The sequence below is a fragment of the Paenibacillus sp. W4I10 genome (genome assembly GCF_030816325.1).
GTDB lineage: Bacteria > Bacillota > Bacilli > Paenibacillales > Paenibacillaceae > Paenibacillus > Paenibacillus amylolyticus_B.
Map to the genome: position 1 here is coordinate 4859215 of NZ_JAUSXX010000001.1, position 23184 is coordinate 4882398.

Below are 23184 nucleotides of genomic sequence, written 5' to 3' on the forward strand. Positions count from 1 at the left end.
TCTGTCTCGACAACTATTGGGTCGACTTTTATATAACTAATCAAAAAAAAGAAGCTGCCTTTACCATTATAACATGTTAAAGGCAGCTATGCTTTAATTACAGTTTTACAACTTCTTCTGCTTGAGGACCACGGTTTCCTTGTACAATTTTAAATTGCACGCGTTGACCTTCGTCCAGCGTTTTGAAGCCTTCGCCTGTAATAGCGCTGAAGTGTACGAATACATCTTCTCCGCCTTCAACTTCGATGAAACCGAAGCCTTTATCAGCGTTGAACCATTTTACTGTTCCGTTTTGCATGTGAATTACACCTCCAAATAAAGATTAACATGTTCCTTTGTTCTTTGCAGCAAGCAAATAAAAATTCACACATTGAAAAAGGTACCAGTCATAAACCTATAAGTGATCGCCCTTTACAATATATGAATTAGGTTTTCCACTCTCTACAACTTGTTTTTATTATAACTCCATTTCAGCCAAAAAGCAAATCTTTGTATTTTCTTTTCAAACAGCTTTGGAAATACATGTTATTACCACGCGTGGGGCCAAGGCTTATCACGCTTATGTGCCTGGTCGCTTGTGTACGGTCTTATGAAAGGATATGCAGATCTAATCCATCTTATACATTTTTTATATAATATTCTGACATGCATATCCAACACAACCAATGAATCATCTTACTCCAGTATAACACACTATGTCCATGCCCACATAAATGCATCCCGATCCCAGGCGATCTGCCCACGATGAAGCTTTCGGAAAGCCTTCTTCACTTCCTTGGACAATGATGTATTGCCGTTCTCGTTCACAAAAACAAACTCTTCACCAAAATGGGTCTTCACATATTCTATGGCAGCTTCCTGATGAAGTGTTCCTGTGAATTTAATCTCCTGTACCATCCATTCTGCTACACCTTGTGCTGTCTTCTCCACTATATCACCTACTGTCTAAACCTAATGTACGGATAGGCAGACCTCGTATCATGAACATATCTGTCTTCCCGCCAGACTGAAGTATACCATGATCCAACTGCTGACGGGAAACTGTATGATAACTACTTTCAAGCAATACCGGAAAGAACCTTAATGAACAACCGTATTCGCTTGCTCACTCCCTTTGGATGGAATAGACGAATTTGTTCGAATGCTCCACACTAACCATGCACAGTAAGCAATCAGTACTGCCAGTATAAACAGATCATAAGGCAGTGTACCTGTGTCCTCCAGGTCATTCCCTAGAAATTGAATCAGATTATGTATGAAATGAAACAATATAAGCGGTACGATATTTCCGTTCTTCAGCATCAATAGCGCCAGTACAACTCCCAGGAGCAGCGCATAGATCAATTGCATGATCGTATCCGTCATATCCTGACCAGACAATGCGTTCAGCAGATGTGTAATCGAAAACAATATGCTGGAGGTCACAACTGCGGCCACTGCACTTTTTTGAAGCAATGTTTTGAAAATAAGTCCACGATAGATCGTTTCCTCAACAAAAGCTACGAGCAAGGTAAAAAAGATGAAAAAGGCTGCCCGTGACAAGCTCAGCTCCCCAAATCCTTTCAGTGAAAGTGTACCCAGTACAAGGAGTAGTGGAATATAATACTTTGCGTGGCCAGCTGGGATACTTCGCAAAGATCGGAATCCAGTCTCTCCCCACTTGCGCCTTAACGTCAGATAGATCATCAGAACAATTGCGATGGGTGTAAAGGAAATGAGTACAGGGGAAGTGTAGTCAAGTTGCTTTATCGTCGCAATGGCTCCTGCAGCAAATACGGCTAACAAGAGAAGTAGCTCAATAATCACAACGGTGAGCACAGGTTTGCGCTCGGAAAAGGAATGTTTTGGCTTAGATTGCGGATTAATCATACATTTCCCTACCTCGTTTCATTTACTTTTTTTCGTTGTCATATGAATTTATATGCCAATATAGTTGTATCACATCATCCGTATATTGAATATCCCTATTATGGATAAAACTATAAAAGTAACAAAAAAGAGACTTATACTAACCTCTTTTCCCCTAAAATCAGGTATGGCTTATACCTTTATCTGTCCATTATAGTATTACAAGAGTTCAAAGCTGCAGGGGTGTGGCGACTCTTCAACGTCATATATCTATGAAGTACCCATTAACGATAGTTTCACAATGCATAATGAAATCAGGAGGATACTATGAAAGCATTCTTTCAGCGCTGGGGGCATTTACTGGCTATTCTGTGCATACCGCTCCAAGGCTCCATTTACGTATTTCTAGGCAGCAACACCGGAAGTGATGTCTTCTACAATTATGCTTGGATTGATACACAGATTCCTTTTCTCAAAGAATTTATTTATCCGTACATTAGCTGGATGCCCATTCTGTATCTTGGATTTCTCTATTTGGGTCTGACGAACAAGTCACTATTCTGGCGTACGTTGATTACCTATAATGTTGGTGTCATGGCTGCCAATGTCTGTTTTGCGGTGTTCCCTACCCATGTCCCGCGCCCGGAGGTCGGCGGAACTGATCTGAGCAGCGTGTTAGTACAGTTTATCTATACAAATGATGCGCCCTTCAACTGTTTCCCAAGTGTTCACGTTCTGACCAGCTATTTGCTGTTTATTGTGATCAATAGACACTTGAGCTTTAAGCCCTTGGCACGGATTTCTTGGTCGGTATGGCTGTGGTTGATTATTGCTTCGACGGTGTTTGTAAAACAGCATTCCTTGCTGGACATCGCCGGCGGCATTTTGTTTGCGGAGGCCGCGTATTGGACTGTACATGTCTTTGCTCTTCGTCTTGGGCAGGCACGCAAAAAAGGCAAGCAACCACTCACAGCTTCTAACCCAAGCAGTCATGTATAACGACATTTATATATGTAACAGGTGGGATGATGATCCTGCTATACAGCAAAAGAGGGCATAAGCCCTCTTTTTTTGTACTCATTTAATTAAACCTACTTATATAGAAGAACTTTATTTGGGTTGGACTACGCGTTTCATGCTATAGGTGGACGTTCATGAAGAAGGTCAGACGGTGGACTTCCGGTTATACGTTTGAATATGCGGTAAAAATAAGACAGATCCCGGTAGCCGAGAAATTCGGCAATTTCCTGGATGGAGAGTTGTGACTCGGTGAGCAGATATATGGCTCGTTTCATCCGTTGATCATGGACATATTGACTGATGGTCTGATTTGTCATGCTTTTGAACAATGCGGCAGCATAATTGGGAGTTTTATTAATCTCGTCCCCGAGTTCTTCCTTCGTTACTTTCTCCCGATAATGCCGCTCAATATATCGCTTCATCCGTTCAACATGATTATGCCTCTCTGGCGGGATAACTCCACGATCAAGCTCCCTGTTCATATAAATCAACACTTCCATCAATAAGGCTTGGCTCATCATGACATAATAAGACGGACGCTCCTGCCATTGTTGATAAATAGCGCTCATGCGTTGATGGATCAGCTCATAACATCCAGGTTTATGCCGCAAAGCCTCATACCGTTCCAGTGCAGGCAGAGTTTCCGTATGGTCGCGTTGCAGTTGAATTACAATCTGTGTGTGCGTTACTGTAGGAATACTCTTGCCGTAATATGGGGTACCACCTGGAATGAGGAGCAATTCCCCCTTCTCCATGATCTGTTTATCACCGTTCACCCAATATACACATTTTCCATAAGTAACCAAGCTAAGCCGCCAAGTTTCTTGAGATTGCACAGCTTCTTCGTACCAACCGACACCATTAATATGTCGTACTTCAAGTGGAGTGACCATAACACACCTCATTATCGGACTATACTCTAATCATTGTACTATAGTTCATACCCTGATTCGACAGAAAACGCTACAATACACATATAAGCTTAAATATGAGGAGGAAATTAGCATGTTAAAAACAAAAATTATTTGTACCATGGGACCTGCTTGTGACTCAATCGAATTGTTAAAAGTAATGATTCAGGAAGGTATGACCGTTGCCCGTCTGAACATGGCTCATGGCGAACTGGAAGATCACGTTACACGGATTAACAATATCCGCAAAGCAGCTTCCGAACTGAACACCTATGTACCGATCATGATGGACATCAAAGGGCCGGAAGTACGTATCGGTAAACTGAAAGAAGCATCCTGCCATCTGCAAGCGGGTAAAGAGCTGATCCTGACTACCGAAGAAATTCTCGGTGACGCTGAGCGTATCTCGGTGAACTATCCAGAACTGAACCTCGTTGTGAAACCTGGCGATCGTATCCTCATCGATGATGGCCTTGTGGATCTGACTGTACTGTCTGTGGAAGGATCCGATATCCATTGTAAAATCATCAGTGGCGGCATTCTGAAACCACGCAAAGGGGTTAACTTGCCAGGAATCAAAACGACATTGCCAGGTGTAACCGAGCGTGACGTTATGCACATCGGATTTGGGATCGAAAACGATATCGAAATTATCGCAGCATCCTTTGTTCGTAAAGGTGACGACATCCGTGAAATCCGCAGCATTTTGAAAGAACGCGGTGTAGACCACGTACAGATCATCTCCAAAATCGAAAACCAGGAAGGTATGACAAACCTGGACGATATTATTGAAGCATCTGACGGTATCATGGTAGCTCGTGGAGATCTCGGGGTTGAAGTGCCGATCGAAGACGTACCCATGATGCAAAAAGAAATGATCGATAAATGTAACCGCGCTGGTAAACCGGTTATCGTAGCTACACACATGTTGGAGTCCATGCAAGTGAACCCACGCCCTACTCGTTCCGAAGTTAGTGACGTGGCAAACGCTGTACTTCAAGGTGCTGACGTTGTGATGTTGTCCGGTGAATCAGCTGCTGGTAAATATCCGGTACAATCCGTGCGCACGATGGCTGCTGTTGCTCGCCGTGCTGAAACGATGATCGATTACAAAGAGCAATTCGCACAAAAATCGGCTCAACAGATCGCTGATATTACTGAAGTTATCAGTCAGGGCGCTGTAAGTTCTTCCCTCGTACTGAATGCAAAAGCAATCATCACTTCGACTGAGAGTGGATTCACAGCGCGTATGATCTCCAAATATCGTCCAAAAGCACCAATCATCGCAGTTACTCAACATGAAGAAGTATTGGCGAAAATCTGCCTGCTCTCCGGTGTTATTCCGGTTATGGGCGACAAAGTAACCACAACGGATGAAATGTTCGAGTCTGCTACTCGTAACGCAATCAAAACAGGTTACATTGAAAAAGGTGACATCATTGTATTGTCCGCTGGTGTTCCAATCGGTCAATCCGGTAATACAAACCTGATCAAAGTTCAACAAGTTTAATTCAATAGCTGAAACTGAAGCTATACATCTTAGCTTTATATGGAAATACAAAAAATCCACCGAGAGCAGAAATGCATCCCGGTGGATTTTTTTGTTGATAATGTGTGCCAATGATCGTGATGTTACAACAAACGGCTACGAGATTATAGATTCCGCGAGTAATCAACCAGATCCTGTGACATGGTGTTGATCTCATCCATTGAAGCATTCACCTGCTGTGTCAGGGCAGCCTGATTTTGCGTTAACGTGGACATATTACCGATATGTTCAAGAATCTGATCAATCAGTGTTTTCATCTTCTGCATGCTATCCTCGATATTTACTGTGGCCTCCGAACTGTGATCAGCCAGTTTCCGCACTTCACCTGCAACGACGCCAAATCCCAATCCCAGCTCTCCCGCTCGTGCAGCTTCAATTGCTGCATTCAACCCCAGCAGATTGGTCTGACTGGCAATCTCCCGAATAAACACGGTAATATTCTTCGTATCATCTGCACTGCTTTTCACTTGAATAGCTGCATCGGCAGATAACTCCTGTGCAGTAACCAGATCCTGTGCCTGATCGGTGATCGAGTTGATTCCACGTACCATCTCGCCAATGGACTCCGACAATTGTTTTGTTTTCAGATTCATGGCTTCCACGATCTGTTCCTTATTCTTCTCATGGGTAACATCTCGAATGGTTCCAGCTACACGGAGTGGTACTCCATCCTGATCCCTGATGGTCTCCCCACCCGCGTGATACCAACGATACTCCCCGTCTTTGCGTTGCAGACGATAATCCAGATCGTACGGTGTACGACCACTGTAATCGTTCATATGTCTGGCAAATTCGTTGATCGTCCGATCATGGTCTTCCGGATGAAGTCGGCTGCTCCAGCTGCTGAACACATTCGGGAAATCCTGCTCGTCTTTAAACCCTAATTCTCTACGGAACTGAGGTGACCACCAAAATTCGTTATTTGGATTAACCACATCTCCAGCTACAACGGTCATATCCCACGGTGCCTCCACCAAAGCGCGGTTAACCAGATCATATCGGGTGACGAGTGCTTCTAGCTCATCAGACTTGCTTTTCTCCTCATGAATATCAAACATAATGCCCAGAAGTTTGACTGGAACTCCAGCCTGATTTCGGATGACTTGTCCAAGGCATCGGAACCAGCGAATTTCTCCACTTTTTGTAATCATACGGCTGATGACATTATAGGCAGTTGTTGCTTTTGTGTCATTCACATGTTTCATAATCTCCTGCACCAGTTGGGGTCTGTCATCCGGATATATCGATTTCGCCCAGCTTGCAAATGAATCGGGATAATCCTTGGCATTATGGAAGCCTAACATTTGGCGGAATTCATTCGAAAATGAAACGATATTATTGTTATCCAGTGGATCACCAGCAACAATTTCAGATTCCCATAATCCCACATTCATCGCCTGATTCAGCATTCTAAGGCGCATTTCCACGTTTTCGTTCTGAGCTTTCATCATATGTACTGCTTTTTTGAAATTACTAGCTATTTCATCGGTATCCTGAAACTCAATGCCATCTTCGATCCATGCGTCATAGTCGCCCTTTTCTGCGTTTGCTACCAGTTTACGACTATACTCCAGTAAATTCTGATGCGCATCTGTACGAAGGTGTTTGGTCGATTCAGTACGTTTACGAAACATGCTCATTTCTCCTCTTAGCTCATATGATATATATTTCGACATTATCAGACATTAAGTGTAGAGCAATGGTCTTAATTTTGCATAAAAACAAGAACCAGCGCTGAATCAGCACTGGTTCTTATATTAAATGCCTTTATTTTTTATGAAAATAAATCTTAAATGACTGCCTCTAACCAGCTACCAGCCAAAATTCAGTGTTTTCCCCGTCTCCACCCAAGTTTTGATGCTGCTTAGAATCATCCACCAGCTACTCTGTGCATTCGCAATGGAAGGATGGTTATCTGTAAATTGATCATTGATCAGCGTCAGCTTCGTACACTCACCTACAGTTTCCAACTGGAAGACTACTCTGGATTGAAGCTCGGCATGATTCGCATGGTACGACGGTCCGGGATGCTCCTGATAACTAAGTCTGGACAACGGTTCAAATTCCAATATATCTCCATACACATGGACAGTCTCCGCACCATCATTACCTGGTCCTACATAAGCAAACGGCTGACCTGGTTGGAAATTGGTGCGGAGTTCGCTGCCGAAAAAACTATTCCGTGTGCCGTCTGGTGATATTAGAGCATTCCACACATCTTCCAGTCCTGCATTGATATAGAATTCATATTTCAGTTCCATGGACTCACTCCCTTTATGTATTGGATAAGCGATCTGCCAAGCTCGCACTCCTATCCTAACGTTATACCCCAAAGGCCGTATTGTAAAAACGCGACAACAGGTAAAATATAAGCTCTTTATTTTTTAGTAGTGTTATACCCTGATCCAAACGGATTGCGCCCATATAGTGCTTTCCCAGAAGATCAGATATACTAAACTGGAATGAAATAACAGGACTGTTCAAGGTGATGAGACAGAATCAGAAAGGAAATGAGACATGAGTCAAACAACGAATATTATGGGCATCCCTTTTCCTAATGTAACAATGAATCAAACGGTTGCAATCCTTGGTGAAGTTGTAGATCAGGAAAGCAATGAATTATTCCATGTCATCACAGGCAATCCCGAGATTGTTATGTCCTGTCAACAGAATGCCTCTCTCCGCAAAGTCATCGATCAAGCCGGGTTGGTCACGGCTGACGGTGCTGGCATTGTGATGGTATCCCGTTTTCGGGGCGGACAATTAACTGAACGGGTAACGGGTTGTGATCTGCTGTTTCGTTTATTGGAGGATGGCGATCAAAAACACTGGTCATTCTACATGCTGGGAGCAGAGGAAAGCGTAAGTGAACAGGCCGTGAAAGTTATTGCGCAACACTACCCCGGAGTTATCGTAAAAGGTAGACACCATGGTTATTTCCGAGCAGATGAGGAACAACAGATTGTGGAAGAGATTTGTACTGCTCAACCAGACTTTCTTATCGTGGCTCTTGGCGCACCCCATGCGGAACACTGGATTAACAAGTATCGTCACCAGTTGAACGCTCGTGTAGCCATAGGTGTAGGAGGCAGTCTCGATATCGTGGCCGGCAAAACCAAACGTGCCCCTGCGATATGGCAGAAGCTTAACCTGGAATGGCTCTATCGCCTCCTCAGTCAACCTTCGAGATGGCGCAGGCAACTCATTTTACCCCGTTTTGCTGTGCGGGCAATGTTGTTCAGAGAACCTAAATAATATGAGATGAGCAGGAGGGATGATTCGGATGAACCAGGTAGAACAAGGAGACAGACCAAGTATGGGCCTGTTGAATCTGAATGAAGGTGATCATAAATATCAACTGACGCGCCACGCTCCTTCCGAAGCACTTCGCCCTTTTGTTAAACATTACTGGATCGTATCGTGGGATCTGACTGGACTTGAACCGTATCCCCAACATGTCGTGCCTAACCCCTGTGTTAATCTGGTTGTGGAACGAAACAATACGTTTTTCTTCGGACCATCGGGACGTAAATTCTCCTATCTTGTGAGCGGGAAAGGTCGTGTATTTGGCGTGAAGTTCAAACCAGGAGGGTTTTATCCCTTCCTCCGCGCTCCTGTCTCTTCATTGTACGGACAGCCGATGGATGTCTCCAGTATTCTGGACGTCACAGCGGAATCCTTGGAAGACCGGCTTCTTGGGGCGGGGGATGATGCGGATAAAACCAGTTACATCGACCAACTATTATGTGCACACCTTCCTGCTGAAGATGCTCAAGCGAGAATGGTTTACGATATTGTACAACAGATTGAACAGAACCGGGAGATGCTGAGAGTAGATGATCTGTCTTCCTATTGGAATATGCATACCCGAAAGCTTCAACGCCTGTTCAATCAGTATGTGGGCATCGGACCCAAAACCGTAATCAAGTTGTATCGTCTGCAAAATGCTGCAGAATGGATGGACCGCGGTCTTCACTGTGACCTGATTAAGCTATCTCAGGATCTTGGATATCATGATCAATCCCATTTCATCCGAGATTTCAAGTCCATTATTGGCAGTACACCAGAGGAATACTTACACTCTAGACATCCGCATGGTGAGCGCCGAGGGCTGATCAATTAGAAACCTGTCCTGAAAATCAGGACAGGTGAATGACTTCTATGGTATCCCCCGTGTGAATTACACCTTCCCGTTCAACCGAGCACACAATCCCACGTTTTTTGCGAGCCGCAGGCACGAATTTTTTGCGCAAACCGTCCTGTTCGTAGAATTGTTCAATCATTTTCCCCGGATGTACACAGGGAAGGTTCTCCCCTTCACATATTAACCCTGTCCCGTTTGGAAATAGGAGCCGCGTTCCAGCAGGCAGTTCCGTCAATCGATCAATGCCACGGACCAGTATATTGGCACCAAGCCACTCTGGACGCACTTCAGGAATGTTCATTTTCTCAGCAATAAGAGCACATTCTTCCTCGGACACAATACTGATCTGGCGGCGATTCGCAATCGGTGTACCGCGCTTGTAGATTTTCTGACGCGAGTCCGCCGGACGAAGCAGACCATAATGACGGTCACCTGGAATTCCTGCAAGCTCAATGTCGATAAAAGGTACAACTCGGGTCACAAATGTGGATGGATCATCAGCCAACAAGACAAATTGAACCGTTCCCATAATAATCTCCTCCCTTTCCTGAGCAATATCACTTCTTTATTGTTCATTATTACCCAATGAATGGATTGTCGACAATCGGCGTATGCTTAGCTTTGTAACCATTATTAATTTCAACATCATAACTCAACTGGAAAACGATAAATATTTTTAATAATACACAATTAAATTGTTACAAATTAAATTTGCTCTTTCCGTTCTTGTTGCAAACATTTATACTAGGATGGACAAGTAAATAAATTACATATCAGAAAGCAAGGTGTTTCCTTTGATTAGTATCATTTTTGTAGCTCTTGTAGCTGTCGAACACTTCTATATCATGGTGATGGAGATGTTTATGTGGACTCGTCCACGCACAATGAAAACCTTTAATCTCACGCCGGAATTCGCCAAATCCACCAAATCTCTCGCGGCCAATCAAGGTCTCTACAATGGATTTCTTGCGGCAGGTCTGATCTGGGGACTCGTATATCCGGATGCTGCCGTTGGACAGCATATTCAGATTTTCTTCCTGGCGTGTGTGATCATCGCGGCTCTTTATGGAGGAGCAACTTCTTCACGGTCGATCATTATCAAACAAGGTTTGCCTGCGATCATTACGTTGTTGCTAGTTCTGTTCCTCTAATTTCTGTCGAATGGTGCATTGCTTCGATTCATGTTAACTCCTTTATGGTAAGGTAGTGAATAGATAGTAGTGTACAATGACCAGAATCAATCTGGGATCGGAAGGAGAACATGTCATGGGATTGTTTGACAAGCTTCGGCGGCGCAAAAAGGAGAAGGTACCTGCAGGTGGTGCTGTCGAATCGACAGATTACAGTGAAACCATCGTGGGTTTTGTCCTGCTGGAGCGTGACGATTGTGATTTTGACCTCTTCATCAGGAACATGAAGAACGAATGGGATATCGAGATTGAAGAACGCCCGGAGGAGGGCAATCTCTTTTTCGAAGTGAATGGAATGCAGGTGGTATGTGCCCACATTGCCGCGCCTGTGCCTGACCGTGAAGTTGAGGAGAATGCCAAACTCAACATCCTTTGGCGGGAAGCGGAGCAAGTTACCTCACGGCACCAGTCTCAGATTATTGTCTCTGTTCTGAACGCATCAAATGCTATTGATGGACATGTTCTGTTCACTCAAACAGCGAGTGCCTTGTTACAGTTGGATCACGCGCTGGCCATATACATGGCCCCACTTGTTGTTGAAGCCAGTCAATATGTCGAAACCAGCCGTGGGATCAAACATGATGAGTTGCCAGTCTCGCTCTGGATTTTCATCGGACTATTCCAAAATGCCGAAGGCGCTTCAGCTTACACTTACGGACTACGTAACTTTGGAAAAGAAGAGATGGAGATTATGCAATCGTCTGAATCCTTAAGCGATGTATTTGAGATGATGTTTATGACCACAACGTATGTGGTTGAAAACGACGTCACACTGCATGATGGGGAAACACTAGGCTTCTCGGCAGAACAAAAGCTGAGCATTTCCCTTTCCAAAGGTGTAGCAACGGAAGGTAACAGTTTGAAGATTGGCTTCTAACTGACGTTGGGTTTTCACTTTATCATGTTACAATTATTGAAGCCATCTGGAGTTCAACCTCTGGGTGGCTTTTAGCTATTTAAGCTTCCTCCGAAAGACGATATGATAACAATCCCTGAATTTAACTTCACTAGGAATAAGTAGTCCATAAGAACCACTAAATTATGAATTTAGTTTTCATCCTCGCTATAAAAAGGTATAATTAATAGGCTTATAGTCTCATATATTACATATTATTTTATTATCGAGGAGTTGCCTACATGTCTGTTAGACGTTTGGATTCAACTAAACCTATTATTGAAATTATCTGGGAAGGTATTGTTTCTCCTGAACATGTCGAACAAGCAAATACAGAAATTCAGAGAATAGCGGAACAATTGGGAAATTCGTTTGATGTGCTAGTAGATATGCAGAACATGAAGGCTTTCCCTCAGGATACCAAAGAAAAAATTGTGGAACATCAGAAATTACTGACACAGTGGGGTATGCAGCGAGCCAGTGTAGCCGTAGGTGGTGCGATCGCCAAAATGCAATTGAATCGGATTTCCAAAGAATCGGCGCACCAGACTGAATTCCAATGGGAAACGTATGACGAGGCTTTGGCATTTTTGTTGAAATAATATTGAAGTGATACGGCGTAAGTATAAAAGAGAGCTACCGATGCTGTACATGGCACAAAGGAAGAGGCGTTCCCCATGAGGAAGCGCCTTTTTCTTTTGCAGTTCCACGTGGCTTACTCAGTTTTGCCAGTGATCCGAACGCTCCTCATTTAAGATTCAAGTTTACTTACACGCACCATCGTTACCGATGTACCATTTAGGGACTCCTCCACGAATCCTAACCGCTTATATAAGCGAATCGCTTGGTTATCCGGGTCAACACTGAGCGAGACTGCTGCAATTCCCCGCCGTTCAACCTCATCTAATGCGGCCTGAAGCAATGAGGTGCCTACTCCTTTTCCACGCGCATCTTCCGTTACAGCCATCCCCATCTCTGGCGTAGCTGCATTCACATAACCGTATCCCGCATTCTGATCCGTATAGAATCTTAACGTTATTGAACCTAGTCTCTTGCCTTGCTGGTCAACTGCAACATACCCGAAATCCCCTTCTCTTCCCCAATCTTCAACGTATTTGGACAGTCCGGAAGTATGAATACTTTCGATTGGAAAAGGTTCATCACCTTCTCTTATATGCAGGGATGCGTATAACATCTCCCACAGAAAGGGGATATCCTGTTCTTCAATAGGGCGTACATAATAGTTGGATATGATGGTCATGTTTGCTCCTCCTTCAGCTTTCCAAAAAGGCGGTCCATCTCATTCAGATCAAACTCATTGGTAATCTCGTAGTCCTCAAGTTGGTCTCTCGTTTTCGCCTCGCTGTAAATGGAGATGGACTTTTCATTATAAAACGTCAGTCCGAATCCATCGGTAAAGCGACCTTCTTTATTAATGGTAAGTCGCCACTCATAGTAATGCGGATTCCTTTCGGAAACGTCGAATTCCCGTACTCTTTTAAGTTCAACATCCTTTAATAGCTTCAGCATGTCTCTAATCTCTTTGGGATCTGTAATCGTTATTTCATCATCTTCATTATACAGTTCATTGTCGGAAATTTTCCTAATCGTCAGTCGATCCAATGTATCCAGCATCGTCATATGATCTGTGACCTCTGCTCGAAATGTCGTATGTTTGCTGGGGATATACATAGTATATTGACCAGAGGTATACATACGCACTGCAATAGCTAAAAAAACAATAATCATGGCGATACCCATAATCATCTTGATTCGTCTACTCATCCTAATCCCCTCTCTATACCTACACAAAACACATAAATTGGTAATTATTGATATATTCCAGTATAACATCTCACTCCTTCTGTTCCAATGTCATTTCTTATCTCTGGTTCCTCAACTACGATGACGTTTTGGGCTACACTAAAAATTAAAGATTTAAATGAACAAGCCGCGTTCTCCCATAGGGTGAGCGCGGCTTGTTTGTTACTTTGTTATATTGTTTTATTACCTATTCAGAACCAGGTAAGACGCTAACCCTTATCCCGAGCATGAATATGACACACGTAGACTTGGCCTCACAACTGATCAGGTTACATCAGAAACCTAATTGTTTTCAGCTCAATACACGACCTGCTGATTCTCGGATAACCAGCTCAGGCTTCAGCACAATCTTCTGTGGCTCTTTTTGTTCATCCTTTAACTCTTCAATCAACAGATCTACAGCGCGATGTCCCAGTTCTTCAATCGGCTGGGCAACGGTCGTAAGCGGTGGACTGGTTACCGAAGCCAGAATGGTATTATCAAACCCGATAATGGACACATCCTCTGGCACGCTTAGGCCCAGCTCTTTGGCTGCCTGAAGTGCACCAATGGCCTGAATGTCATTACAACAGAACAAACCTGTCGGGTGATCCTTCTCACCGAGCAGCAGTAACGCCTCTTTTTTGGCCGAGCTCAGGTCAGCTGCCGATTCTCGGATCTGATTCGGTTCCAGCGTATGACCTGCCTCAATCAGTGTTTCACGGAATCCACGTACACGTTCCTGACTGCTGCTGACTTTGGACGGTTCCGACAGTACGGCTACTCGGGTATGCCCAAGTTCAAGCAGATGTTCCGCTGCAAGTGCTCCACCGAGTATGTCATCAATGGTGACCGTATGCACAGACAGGGATGGCATATGACGGGCAATCAGAGCAACAGGGATGGACTGCTGCAAGAGGGGTGACAAAATTTCGGCATTATCGATCCCGGTTCCGATCATCATGCCATCAACCCTTTTTTGCTGGAGCAGATTCAGGTAACGCTCTACCCGCTCGTCCTTATTATCCGTACTGCAGATGACCACGCTGTATCCCAACTGCCGGCTTCGATCCTCGACCGCTCTCGCCAGTTCTGCGAAATACGGGTTCGAGATGTCCGGTACGAGCAACCCCAATGTATACGTCTGCTTACCTGTAAGTGCAGCTGCGATCGCGCTGGGTTGATAGTGAAGGCGTTCCATGATCTCCATAATTTCGGCGCGACGCTTCTCACTGATCTTGCCTTTGCCATTAATGACCTGCGAGACGGTTGCAATGGATACACCCGCCTCGCGTGCTATATCGTATATGGTTGCTTTCATTGTTTTTCCCCATTTGTGCTATATATAATATACATAGATAATTGTTCTCTTCTTCTCATTATGCAGGGGGAAGTCTGCATACGCAACTTGAAGCGAGCAAAATGTGCGTAGCATGAACTGTTTTACTTTTTCATCAACCACTCATGGTCAGGATCGTTATGGAACTTCCAGGTCCGGGTAGGTCCAGCCATCACGTTCAGATAGTAGACCTCATACCCCGGAGGAGCGCCTACCGGATGATATCCGTCCGGAACAAGCACCACTTCACCGTTTTTCACTGCTAGCGTCTCGTCCACAGAACGATCATCCGTGTATATACGCTGAATGGCAAACCCCTGCTCAGGCTGTACACGGAAATAATACGTTTCTTCCAGCAAAGATTCATCCGGGAGTGCGTCCCGATCATGCTTATGTGGCGGGTAACTGGACCAATGCCCATCTGGTGTGAATACCTCAACAACGAGCAGACTGTCCGCTTCCTTTTGTTCCGGCAAAATGTTGTGAATCTGGCGTTCCAGATTACCATACCCTCGCGCCTCTACCCCTACATCTTCGGGTGTAATGAGACGAGCCGGGTACGTGCCTTTACCGGGTGCAACACATATAGCGACTTCCAGTTCGGTACGTGCTGTGATCTGTACTTGATCGGAAGTTGAGACGTAGACCGAGTACGGCGGAATTTTCTCGAAAACACTCATTCTTTTTCCGATATTATCCCATGTGTGCTCCCGGGTACTTACATTGGCGAAACCACTGAGAAGCACCACACAGAGTTCCTGATCACCGCTCTCACGGGTTAGCGTCTCCCCCTCCGCCAGCTTCGCTACCTGAAAGCCAACATATTCCCACCCAGCCGACTCCGGTGTTACGTTGATAAGTGTACCGTCTCCCTCCGGGTTGACCACGGGTTTCACAATACGTTCTGACATCTTGCCATCCACTCCTTTCTGTAGTCGTCCACAACAACCTGAACCTTATAAAAAAACAAAACTTGGACTATTCATGCGCTCCATTAGAAAAAGTGACTATAATCATCCACCTATGGCATTGCCGTTTGCGATTCCAGTGACATCCCAGGAACTTCACTCAGCTTCACAGGTCTTCCCCGCTCCATGGACAGTTTTGCTGCCAGCGCAATTCGTTCTGCCTGTACTGCATCGTGGCCATCTACGATAACCGCTGTATCATGGAGGATTGCATCGATAAAGAGGGCTGTCTCCTGCACATACGCTTCATTGTATCGTTCCAGGAAAAAGTGTAATGGTTTGTCGCGCATAAGCCCGGCCGCTGTACTAATCTCAGCCGTATTCGGATGATCATTCGCCGCTGCGGCGCTGCCCATTGAACCAAATACTTCAACACGCTGATCGTATCCGTATACAGCCTGACGGCTGTTATCAATAACACCAATCGCTCCATTAGCAAAAGTCATCGTAACAATTGCCGTATCCACATCGCCATGTTCTGCAAAGACCGGATTGATCAGCACGTTGCCCTGAGCGTACACTTCTTCCACTTCACTCCCGGACAGATACCGAGCCATGTCAAAGTCGTGGATCATCATGTCCATGAAGATCCCGCCAGACACCCGGATGTACTCCGCAGGCGGCGGACTCGGGTCGCGAGAAGTAATTTTGATAATATGTGGATCACCAATCGTACCATCCTGCACATGCGCACGTATCCGTCTGAAGTTGTGATCGAAGCGGCGGTTAAATCCAATTTGCAGCTTCACGCCAGCCTTCTGAACTGCCGCTACAGCCGCTTGGGTCTGTGCCAGATCCATGCTGACCGGCTTCTCGCAGAAGATATGTTTGCCCGCCTGAGCGGCCTGTTCGATCAGCGGCACATGTGTATCTGTTGAAGAACAGATCAGCACCGCGTCTACATTAGGCATCGAGATCAACTGGCTGCTATCCGTTGTTACAACAGGGATGCCACGGTCGGAAGCCCAAGCCTCCAATTCAGGACCTGCAAATAAGTCGCTGATTCCCACAATCTCGGCATGCGGGTTGCGCAGGAGATTGTCTGCATGAATTTTGCCGATCCGTCCAGCACCGATGATGCCAATTCTCACTTTGTCCTTGCCCATTCCGTTATCCTCCCTATGTGCGTCCATATGGGCTGGGCATTCCCCTTAGCCCGAGTGATGCTCTGGTTGTTACCAGCGTGCCGTTACCATCTTCTTGCGAGTGTAGAATTCAACACCATCCGTACCATTAGCGTGCAGATCACCATAGAAGGACTTTTTCCAACCGGAAAACGGGAAAAATGCCATTGGCGCAGGTACGCCCAGGTTAATACCCAACATGCCCGCATCAATCGTTTCACGGAATTGACGCATACTCGCTCCGCTGCGGGTGAACAGACACGCCCCGTTGGCAAAATCAGAACGGTTCGCCAGCTCAACGGCTTCCTCCAGCGTAGATACTCTTGCCACCGAGAGTACCGGAGCAAAGATCTCATCCTGCCAGATTTTCATATTGCTATCAACTTGGTCGAATACCGTTGGCCCTACAAAATAACCGGATTCACCTGTCGCCTGATCCTTACGTCCATCCCGAATCAATGCCGCGCCTTCCTGCTCTCCGGCTTCAATGTAACTGAGTGTACGCTCTTTATGTGGTCCACGGATGACAGGACCGAGGAACACGCCCTCATCCATGCCGTTACCAATGGTAATGCGGTCTGCCGCTTCCACCAGCTTTTGTACCAGGTCGTCAGCCACATCACCCACAGCCACAACAACCGCACATGCCATGCAACGCTCCCCTGCTGAACCAAAGGCTGCACTGGTAATCTCTTTCACCGTCAGATCGAGATCGGCGTCCGGCATAACGATGGAGTGGTTTTTGGCACCAGCCAGTGCCTGTACCCGTTTGCCATGCTTGGATGCAGTGGTGTAGACGTATTCAGCCACAGGTTGTGATCCGACAAAGGAGATCGCTTGAATATCCTTATGTTCCAGCAACCCGTTCACGACATCATGCGCACCGTGAACAATGTTGAGCACGCCGTCCGGAAGCCCTGCTTCCTTGAACAGCTCTGCCAGACGGCCTGCCAGTAGCGGTGTACGCTCGGACGGCTTCAGAACAAAGGTGTTACCGCACGCAATAGCCAGCGGGAACATCCAGCACGGCACCATCATCGGGAAGTTGAACGGGGTAATTCCCCCGATAACTCCGATTGGGTAACGATACATGCCTGACTCCAGTCCTGTCGCGATATCAGGCAGTTGTTTGCCCATCATCAGATTCGGGGCACCAGCCGCGAACTCGACGCACTCAATGCCACGCAATACCTCGCCATACGCTTCGGCGTAACTTTTACCGTTCTCCAGAGTTACCAGGCGGGCGAGCTCTTCCCAATGTTCCACCAGCAACTGCTGGTAGCGGAACAGAATACGTGCACGGCGTGGAACCGGTGTGCCGCTCCAGGACTTGAACGCTTTCCGTGCCGTCTGTACGGCGAGATCTACGTCCGCTTGTTCAGACAGTGGCACGTGTGCAATAACCTCTTCTGTAGCCGGATTCACAACCGGCTCCGTACGAGTTGCCGATGGGGTTACCCAGGCACCTCCGATCCAGTTTTGTACCATTGTCGCTGTTGCAGACGCTTCAGAAATTCCTTTTCCCATAGCCCTGTCTCCCTTCGCTTATGTGTGATGTGATCCCTTATGTTGAACTTATATCATTGATGTTGATCTGTATGAGTATGTTATTCAAAGTATTGCAACGAGCTTCAAGACACGGTAATCTCGCCCCGATTGCAACGTTCGATGTAGTCATTCACCTGTTCCACCGTTGGCATTGCATCCGAACAGCTGTGGCTTGAAATGACGATACTTGCTGCGCCACTGCCATACGCCATACTGCGCTCAATCGTCCAGCCCTGCATCAATCCATATAGGAACCCGGCCGCATAGGAGTCGCCTGCTCCGAACGTTTTGACCACTTTTGCCGGATAACTGTCCGCACGGTGGGAAAGCCCTTCACGCGTATAAGCAATAGAGCCTTCCTTACCGTGTTTGATTACAACGATATTCGCTGAGAAATCAAACCATTTCTGTGCAGTCACCTGATCGTTATGATCCGGATTGTGGTCGAATGTCTCCATCATGTCGAACTCTTCGCGTGTACCGAGGATGATGTCGCATTTCTCGGCTGCGAGGTTATAATAGACCGCTGTCTCTTCATCTGATGTCCAAGTGTATGGGCGATAGTCCAGATCAAACACAATAACTGTTCCATGCTTTTTCGCATACGTTAGTGCCTGTAATACGGCTTCACGGGATGGACTCTGCGCGAGGGCCGTGCCTGAGATTAGCAGCACTTTGGAGTCAGCGATCAATTGCTCTTGTACCTCTTGCGCCTGTAATAACAGATCCGCTACGTTGTCTCGGTACATCAGGATACTGCAATCCGTTGGGCTTTTGATTTCGGTAAAAGCAAGCCCTGTCACCGCTCCGGTGTCATCTGTAACTACATTCGATGTGTCGATGCCGTTCTTCTCCAAATAACTCTGGATGAATCTGCCCATCTGGTCACCTGCAATTTTGCCGATAAAAGCTGTCTCCATACCGAGCCTGGACATGCCAATCGTAATGTTGGCCGGAGAGCCACCCACATATTTCGTGAACGTCATCGTCTCTTCCATCGGGCGGTTGATCTCATTGGCGTTCAAGTCGATGCACAAGCGGCCAATCGCGGTGAAATCCTTCTTCCTGGATACCGGAAAGGATACGTAAGTCATTGCATGTGAGCCCCTTTCTGTAGTGGGATTTTCCATGTTGTATATCGATATCTAGACTAGTTATTCATTCCATCGTAAGAACTCGTAAACGGCTAGAGTAAGTCAGTTTTATTTTCCAATCGTATCGTTATACTCTTGCTGGCCTTCTTCCTATTTCACTTCATGGGTATGGCCTCTGACCGCTGCAATGCTGAACGAATCAGCTGTGTTGGTGTAACGACTCCATATAGTTCAAAGATCGCTTCGCATACTCATACGGGTTATGAATCGCAGGATCCTGCTCTCCTTCAAGCATCGCCCAGCCATCGTACCCTCGTGTGATCAGTTCTTGCAGAATTGGTGCAAAATCAATGCATCCATCCCCTGGTACGGTGAACACTCCTTTACGAATACAACCAACAAAATCAGACTGTTCCGCACGTGCTTCATCCAGCACATGCGGGCGGATATCTTTCAGATGGATATAGGCGATCCGATCATAATGTTTGCGCAGCAGCTCAAGTGGATCGGCTCCGCCATAGTAGGCATGACCAGTATCATAGAGCAGATACACGAGAGAAGGGTCTGTCAGCTCCATCAGTCGATCAATTTCATCCGGTTGCTCTACCACTGTGCCTCCATGATGATGGTACGTAAGCTTCAACCCGTATTCACGTGCAATAGCTCCTGCTTCGTTCAACCCTTCAGCAAGGATATGCCATTCAGATTCGCTGAGTCTGAGTACTTCTTTCTCATTCGGTGTCCGTCTTGGATCAAAATGAAGTGACCCGCCTACCTCCGCCGTACTGATCACCTTACTACCCATGGATTGCAGAAATTCCGCATGTCTGCGATAACTGTCCAGCTCCGACTGACGATACGCCGGATCGGAGAGAAGTACCGATTTCCACTGAGAGACCAGCTTGATATTCCTTTTGCTCAATTCCTCACGCAATATAGCAGGGTCGGTCGGATATTTACGTCCCATCTCTGTGCCTGTCAACCCAAGACGCTGAATGTCATCCAGAATCTGTGCACACGTTGTCGCATCACCATGCTCCTTCACATCTTCACCGACCCAATTGATCGGATGAATCCCAAGCTGGAATGGCTGCTTGCTCATTGCTCCACGTCTCCTTTGTCGTTCAACATTGTGGTTCACTATATTAACCGGATTAAATCGGTCTTGCTTTGGCACGGTTGGCTTGCATGGTGTGATGAGCATGAACTACCTTCTCTTCGGCAGATACCTCAGGTACACCCACATTCCACCATGACTCGTATCCACCTGCGTTGGTTCCAGGCACGACTGGAATCTCAATCAACGTACTCACTGTTTCGTTCTTCGCATCTCGGAGTGCTTGTTCCAGCTGTTCTGCTGTCTCCGCTCTATAGGATTTGGCTCCCATGCTTCGGGCGTGTGCTGCAAAGTCCATAGGCATGTAATCCCCGGTCAGTCGTCCACTCTCGGATTCCCGATAACGGAACTCATTGCCGAACCCGTCACTACCATGTTCCCGCTGCAAATTATGAATACACTGGAATCCATTGTTATTGAATAAGAGAACGGTCATCTTCTTCTGTTCCTGCAAACTGGTCACAAACTCCGAATGCAGCATCAGATAACTGCCATCACCGACCATGGCGTACACTTCACGATCCGGCTCGGCAAGTGCTGCCCCGAACGCTCCACTTACCTCGTACCCCATACAGGAGAATCCATACTCCATGTGGTATGTCTTTGGTTCAGACGCACGCCACAGACGATGTAGATCACCCGGCAGACTGCCTGCCGCACACACTATAACGGAAGATGGATCAATGGTCCGGTTAACGATGCCAACTGCTGTAGTCTGTGCCAGCCCTGCTTCATGTTGAGCTGCATACAGCCGATCCACTTCTGCATTCCATTCAGCGCGGAGATCAGCAACTTCGGATGCGCCATATGCACTTCGGTATTGTCTTTCCTGCAATTCCTTCTGCAAAGCCTGCAATCCTTCGCGAGCATCTGCCAGAATGGCTTCGCCGCCTAACTTGGCGGCATCCATACTGTTCAGGTTGATGTTGATGAATGAAGCTTCTGGATGCTGAAAAGCAGAGCGGGACGCCGTCGTGAAATCCGAGAACCGCGTACCGACGCCGATCACCACATCCGCGTCTCTCGCCAGCCTATTGGCTGCCAGAGAGCCGGTAACTCCGATGGCCCCCACATTCAGTGGGTGGTCCCAAGAGACTGCACTCTTGCCCGCCTGCGTTTCGGCGATCGGAATACCAAATGCCTCGGCGAATTCCACGAGCTGGGCGGACGCCTCAGAATACAACACACCGCCGCCTGCAACGAGCAACGGCTTTCTGCCTCGGGCAATCTGCTCCGTTGCCCGCTCAATGGCTGCCTGTACCGGGGGGCGACGGTCCAGATAATGTACTTTGCGGGCAAAGAACGATTCTGGATAATCGTACGCCTCTGCCTGCACATCCTGCGGCAATGCGAGCGTTACTGCTCCCGTCTCTGCTGGATCGGTTAGCACACGCATCGCCTGTGTAACAGCAATCATCAGCTGTTCGGGACGAACAATGCGATCCCAGTATTTACTGACGGCTTTGAATGGATCAGTGGCTGAGATTGTATAATCACTGCTCACTTCCAACTGCTGCAGTACCGGGTCTGGTTCCCGTGTAGCAAAGTTATCTCCTGGAAGCAATAAAACCGGAATCCGGTTCACCGTTGCAGTAGCTGCCGCTGTAATCATATTCAAAGCACCAGGTCCAATGGATGTTGTACATGCATAGATCTGTTTACGGTTCTTCTGCTTGGCATAAGCCGCTGCCGTATGCACCATGCCTTGTTCGTTCTTGCCTTGCATATACGTCAGGCTTCCCGGACTGCGCTCCAGCGCTTCTCCAATGCCTGTTACATTGCCATGTCCAAAAATACCGATGATTCCCTTCACAAACTTGGTTTCCACCCCGTCAACCGAGATATATTGCTGATCCAAGTATCGAAGCAGTGCCTGAGCCATCGTCAGTCGAATTGTTTTCATGAATTGGTCGCCGTCCTTTCCTTTACGGGTTAAGCGCTTAATCTACGTTAAGTTTAAGCGCCTTACCCCTAAAGGTTAAGCGCTTAATTGATATGGTATTACAGGTTAATGATTTACGCAAGCTATTTTTGTAAGCGTTTTTATGAAATGTGATAAAGAAAAGATATTCTTGTGTTCGAACATGTGTTAGACCTTCTCTATTTGAACACTTCCACAATGACTAAGAACAGAATTAAAAGAGGCGGGAATATATCTTGAGGATGGGATATATGCTGGTACATGATATTCAGCCATATAATCTGTGATCTTTGTATACAATCATGATCGATATGCCTGTGAATGCAAAAAAAGAAAGAGACGGTGAATACCATCTCTTTCTTTTCAATATATAAGCGGGTGATGGGAATCGAACCCACGCTATTAGCTTGGAAGGCTAAAGTTCTACCATTGAACTACACCCGCATAACAACAATCGGGATGACACGATTTGAACATGCGACCCCCTGGTCCCAAACCAGGTGCTCTACCAAGCTGAGCTACATCCCGTTATCTATACCGGCGAGAGGACTCGAACCTCCACGGTTTCCCACTCGATTTTGAGTCGAGCGCGTCTGCCATTCCGCCACGCCGGCAAAATATGAAGTTATAATGGCGCGCCCTGAGAGATTCGAACTCCCGGCCTTTTGATTCGTAGTCAAACGCTCTATCCAGCTGAGCTAAGGGCGCAAAAT

General features: G+C 46.5%; 23 protein-coding genes and 4 tRNA genes. 7 read left to right on the forward strand and 20 right to left on the reverse strand.

The window, feature by feature from the left end; translation table 11 throughout:
* Positions 1-97: 97 nt before the first annotated feature.
* The 3 genes from QF049_RS21850 to QF049_RS21860 form a co-directional block, all read right to left on the reverse strand.
* Complete coding sequence (locus tag QF049_RS21850) at positions 98-298, reverse strand: cold-shock protein (protein WP_024633772.1); 201 nt, start codon at positions 296-298, stop codon at positions 98-100.
* A gap of 395 nt (positions 299-693) precedes the next feature.
* The gene (locus QF049_RS21855) at positions 694-930 is read right to left on the reverse strand and encodes a DUF6953 family protein (RefSeq protein WP_036607962.1); all 237 of its coding nucleotides are present in this window, start codon (positions 928-930) and stop codon (positions 694-696) included.
* 150 nt (positions 931-1080) lie between these two features.
* Complete coding sequence (locus QF049_RS21860) at positions 1081-1869, reverse strand: CPBP family intramembrane glutamic endopeptidase (RefSeq protein ID WP_307540561.1); 789 nt, start codon at positions 1867-1869, stop codon at positions 1081-1083.
* Between the two features lie 306 nt (positions 1870-2175).
* Here QF049_RS21860 and QF049_RS21865 point away from each other — a divergent pair, with 306 nt between their 5' ends.
* Entirely contained in the window at positions 2176-2847 is a 672-nt protein-coding gene (locus QF049_RS21865; RefSeq protein ID WP_307540563.1) for a phosphatase PAP2 family protein, read from the forward strand.
* A 134-nt stretch (positions 2848-2981) separates the two neighbouring features.
* On the opposite strand, the gene QF049_RS21870 is transcribed toward QF049_RS21865, so the two are convergent.
* Positions 2982-3761, reverse strand: a complete 780-nt coding sequence (locus QF049_RS21870; protein ID WP_036607966.1) for a helix-turn-helix transcriptional regulator — start codon at positions 3759-3761, stop codon at positions 2982-2984.
* 112 nt (positions 3762-3873) lie between these two features.
* Here QF049_RS21870 and pyk point away from each other — a divergent pair, with 112 nt between their 5' ends.
* Positions 3874-5289 carry a pyruvate kinase gene (gene pyk, locus QF049_RS21875; protein WP_062838171.1) on the forward strand — a complete coding sequence of 472 codons (1416 nt, stop codon included), beginning with the start codon at positions 3874-3876 and terminating at the stop codon, positions 5287-5289.
* Positions 5290-5432: 143 nt separating this feature from the next.
* On the opposite strand, the gene QF049_RS21880 is transcribed toward pyk, so the two are convergent.
* Both QF049_RS21880 and QF049_RS21885 read right to left on the reverse strand, forming a co-directional pair.
* A complete protein-coding gene (locus QF049_RS21880) occupies positions 5433-6962 on the reverse strand; it encodes a methyl-accepting chemotaxis protein (RefSeq protein WP_307540566.1) in 1530 nt (509 codons plus the stop codon).
* Positions 6963-7139: 177 nt separating this feature from the next.
* Entirely contained in the window at positions 7140-7589 is a 450-nt protein-coding gene (locus QF049_RS21885; RefSeq protein ID WP_150364027.1) for an SRPBCC family protein, read from the reverse strand.
* Positions 7590-7845: 256 nt separating this feature from the next.
* Between QF049_RS21885 and QF049_RS21890 the strand changes: the two genes are divergently transcribed.
* Both QF049_RS21890 and QF049_RS21895 read left to right on the forward strand, forming a co-directional pair.
* Complete coding sequence (locus QF049_RS21890; RefSeq protein ID WP_307540569.1) at positions 7846-8583, forward strand: WecB/TagA/CpsF family glycosyltransferase; 738 nt, start codon at positions 7846-7848, stop codon at positions 8581-8583.
* 28 nt (positions 8584-8611) lie between these two features.
* Entirely contained in the window at positions 8612-9451 is an 840-nt protein-coding gene (locus QF049_RS21895; RefSeq protein WP_150364028.1) for a helix-turn-helix transcriptional regulator, read from the forward strand.
* A 16-nt stretch (positions 9452-9467) separates the two neighbouring features.
* On the opposite strand, the gene QF049_RS21900 is transcribed toward QF049_RS21895, so the two are convergent.
* Positions 9468-10001, reverse strand: coding sequence for an MOSC domain-containing protein (locus QF049_RS21900; RefSeq protein WP_307540572.1), 534 nt, complete (start codon positions 9999-10001; stop codon positions 9468-9470).
* Between the two features lie 256 nt (positions 10002-10257).
* Here QF049_RS21900 and QF049_RS21905 point away from each other — a divergent pair, with 256 nt between their 5' ends.
* From QF049_RS21905 to QF049_RS21915, 3 genes are all read left to right on the forward strand, one after another.
* On the forward strand, positions 10258-10623 hold the full coding sequence (locus QF049_RS21905; RefSeq protein WP_373428284.1) for a DUF1304 domain-containing protein: 366 nt from the start codon (positions 10258-10260) through the stop codon (positions 10621-10623).
* A gap of 76 nt (positions 10624-10699) precedes the next feature.
* Entirely contained in the window at positions 10700-11539 is an 840-nt protein-coding gene (locus tag QF049_RS21910) for a DUF4261 domain-containing protein (RefSeq protein WP_307540575.1), read from the forward strand.
* A 260-nt stretch (positions 11540-11799) separates the two neighbouring features.
* Positions 11800-12159: a hypothetical protein gene (locus tag QF049_RS21915; protein ID WP_307540577.1), complete on the forward strand. Its 360-nt coding sequence runs from the start codon at positions 11800-11802 to the stop codon at positions 12157-12159.
* A gap of 149 nt (positions 12160-12308) precedes the next feature.
* Here the strand turns inward: QF049_RS21915 and QF049_RS21920 are convergent, their stop codons facing one another.
* The 13 genes from QF049_RS21920 to QF049_RS21980 form a co-directional block, all read right to left on the reverse strand.
* Positions 12309-12818: a GNAT family N-acetyltransferase gene (locus QF049_RS21920; protein ID WP_307540578.1), complete on the reverse strand. Its 510-nt coding sequence runs from the start codon at positions 12816-12818 to the stop codon at positions 12309-12311.
* Positions 12815-13342, reverse strand: coding sequence for a hypothetical protein (locus tag QF049_RS21925; protein ID WP_307540580.1), 528 nt, complete (start codon positions 13340-13342; stop codon positions 12815-12817). Before QF049_RS21925 ends, QF049_RS21920 begins: the two co-directional genes overlap by 4 nt.
* 331 nt (positions 13343-13673) lie before the next feature.
* Complete coding sequence (locus QF049_RS21930) at positions 13674-14681, reverse strand: LacI family DNA-binding transcriptional regulator (protein WP_307540582.1); 1008 nt, start codon at positions 14679-14681, stop codon at positions 13674-13676.
* 122 nt (positions 14682-14803) lie between these two features.
* Complete coding sequence (gene iolB / locus QF049_RS21935) at positions 14804-15610, reverse strand: 5-deoxy-glucuronate isomerase (protein ID WP_307540585.1); 807 nt, start codon at positions 15608-15610, stop codon at positions 14804-14806.
* 110 nt (positions 15611-15720) lie between these two features.
* Positions 15721-16773, reverse strand: coding sequence for an inositol 2-dehydrogenase (iolG, locus tag QF049_RS21940; protein ID WP_307540588.1), 1053 nt, complete (start codon positions 16771-16773; stop codon positions 15721-15723).
* A 69-nt stretch (positions 16774-16842) separates the two neighbouring features.
* Positions 16843-18318 carry a CoA-acylating methylmalonate-semialdehyde dehydrogenase gene (locus tag QF049_RS21945; protein ID WP_307540590.1) on the reverse strand — a complete coding sequence of 492 codons (1476 nt, stop codon included), beginning with the start codon at positions 18316-18318 and terminating at the stop codon, positions 16843-16845.
* A 104-nt stretch (positions 18319-18422) separates the two neighbouring features.
* On the reverse strand, positions 18423-19433 hold the full coding sequence (gene iolC, locus QF049_RS21950) for a 5-dehydro-2-deoxygluconokinase (protein WP_307540592.1): 1011 nt from the start codon (positions 19431-19433) through the stop codon (positions 18423-18425).
* Between the two features lie 199 nt (positions 19434-19632).
* On the reverse strand, positions 19633-20535 hold the full coding sequence (gene iolE, locus QF049_RS21955) for a myo-inosose-2 dehydratase (RefSeq protein WP_307540594.1): 903 nt from the start codon (positions 20533-20535) through the stop codon (positions 19633-19635).
* 52 nt (positions 20536-20587) lie between these two features.
* Complete coding sequence (iolD, locus tag QF049_RS21960) at positions 20588-22453, reverse strand: 3D-(3,5/4)-trihydroxycyclohexane-1,2-dione acylhydrolase (decyclizing) (protein WP_307540597.1); 1866 nt, start codon at positions 22451-22453, stop codon at positions 20588-20590.
* Between the two features lie 391 nt (positions 22454-22844).
* Positions 22845-22915 (reverse strand) — tRNA-Gly (locus QF049_RS21965).
* Between the two features lie 10 nt (positions 22916-22925).
* A tRNA-Pro gene (locus tag QF049_RS21970) sits at positions 22926-22999 on the reverse strand.
* Between the two features lie 7 nt (positions 23000-23006).
* A tRNA-Leu gene (locus tag QF049_RS21975) sits at positions 23007-23085 on the reverse strand.
* 17 nt (positions 23086-23102) lie between these two features.
* A tRNA-Arg gene (locus tag QF049_RS21980) sits at positions 23103-23179 on the reverse strand.
* Positions 23180-23184 lie beyond the last annotated feature (5 nt).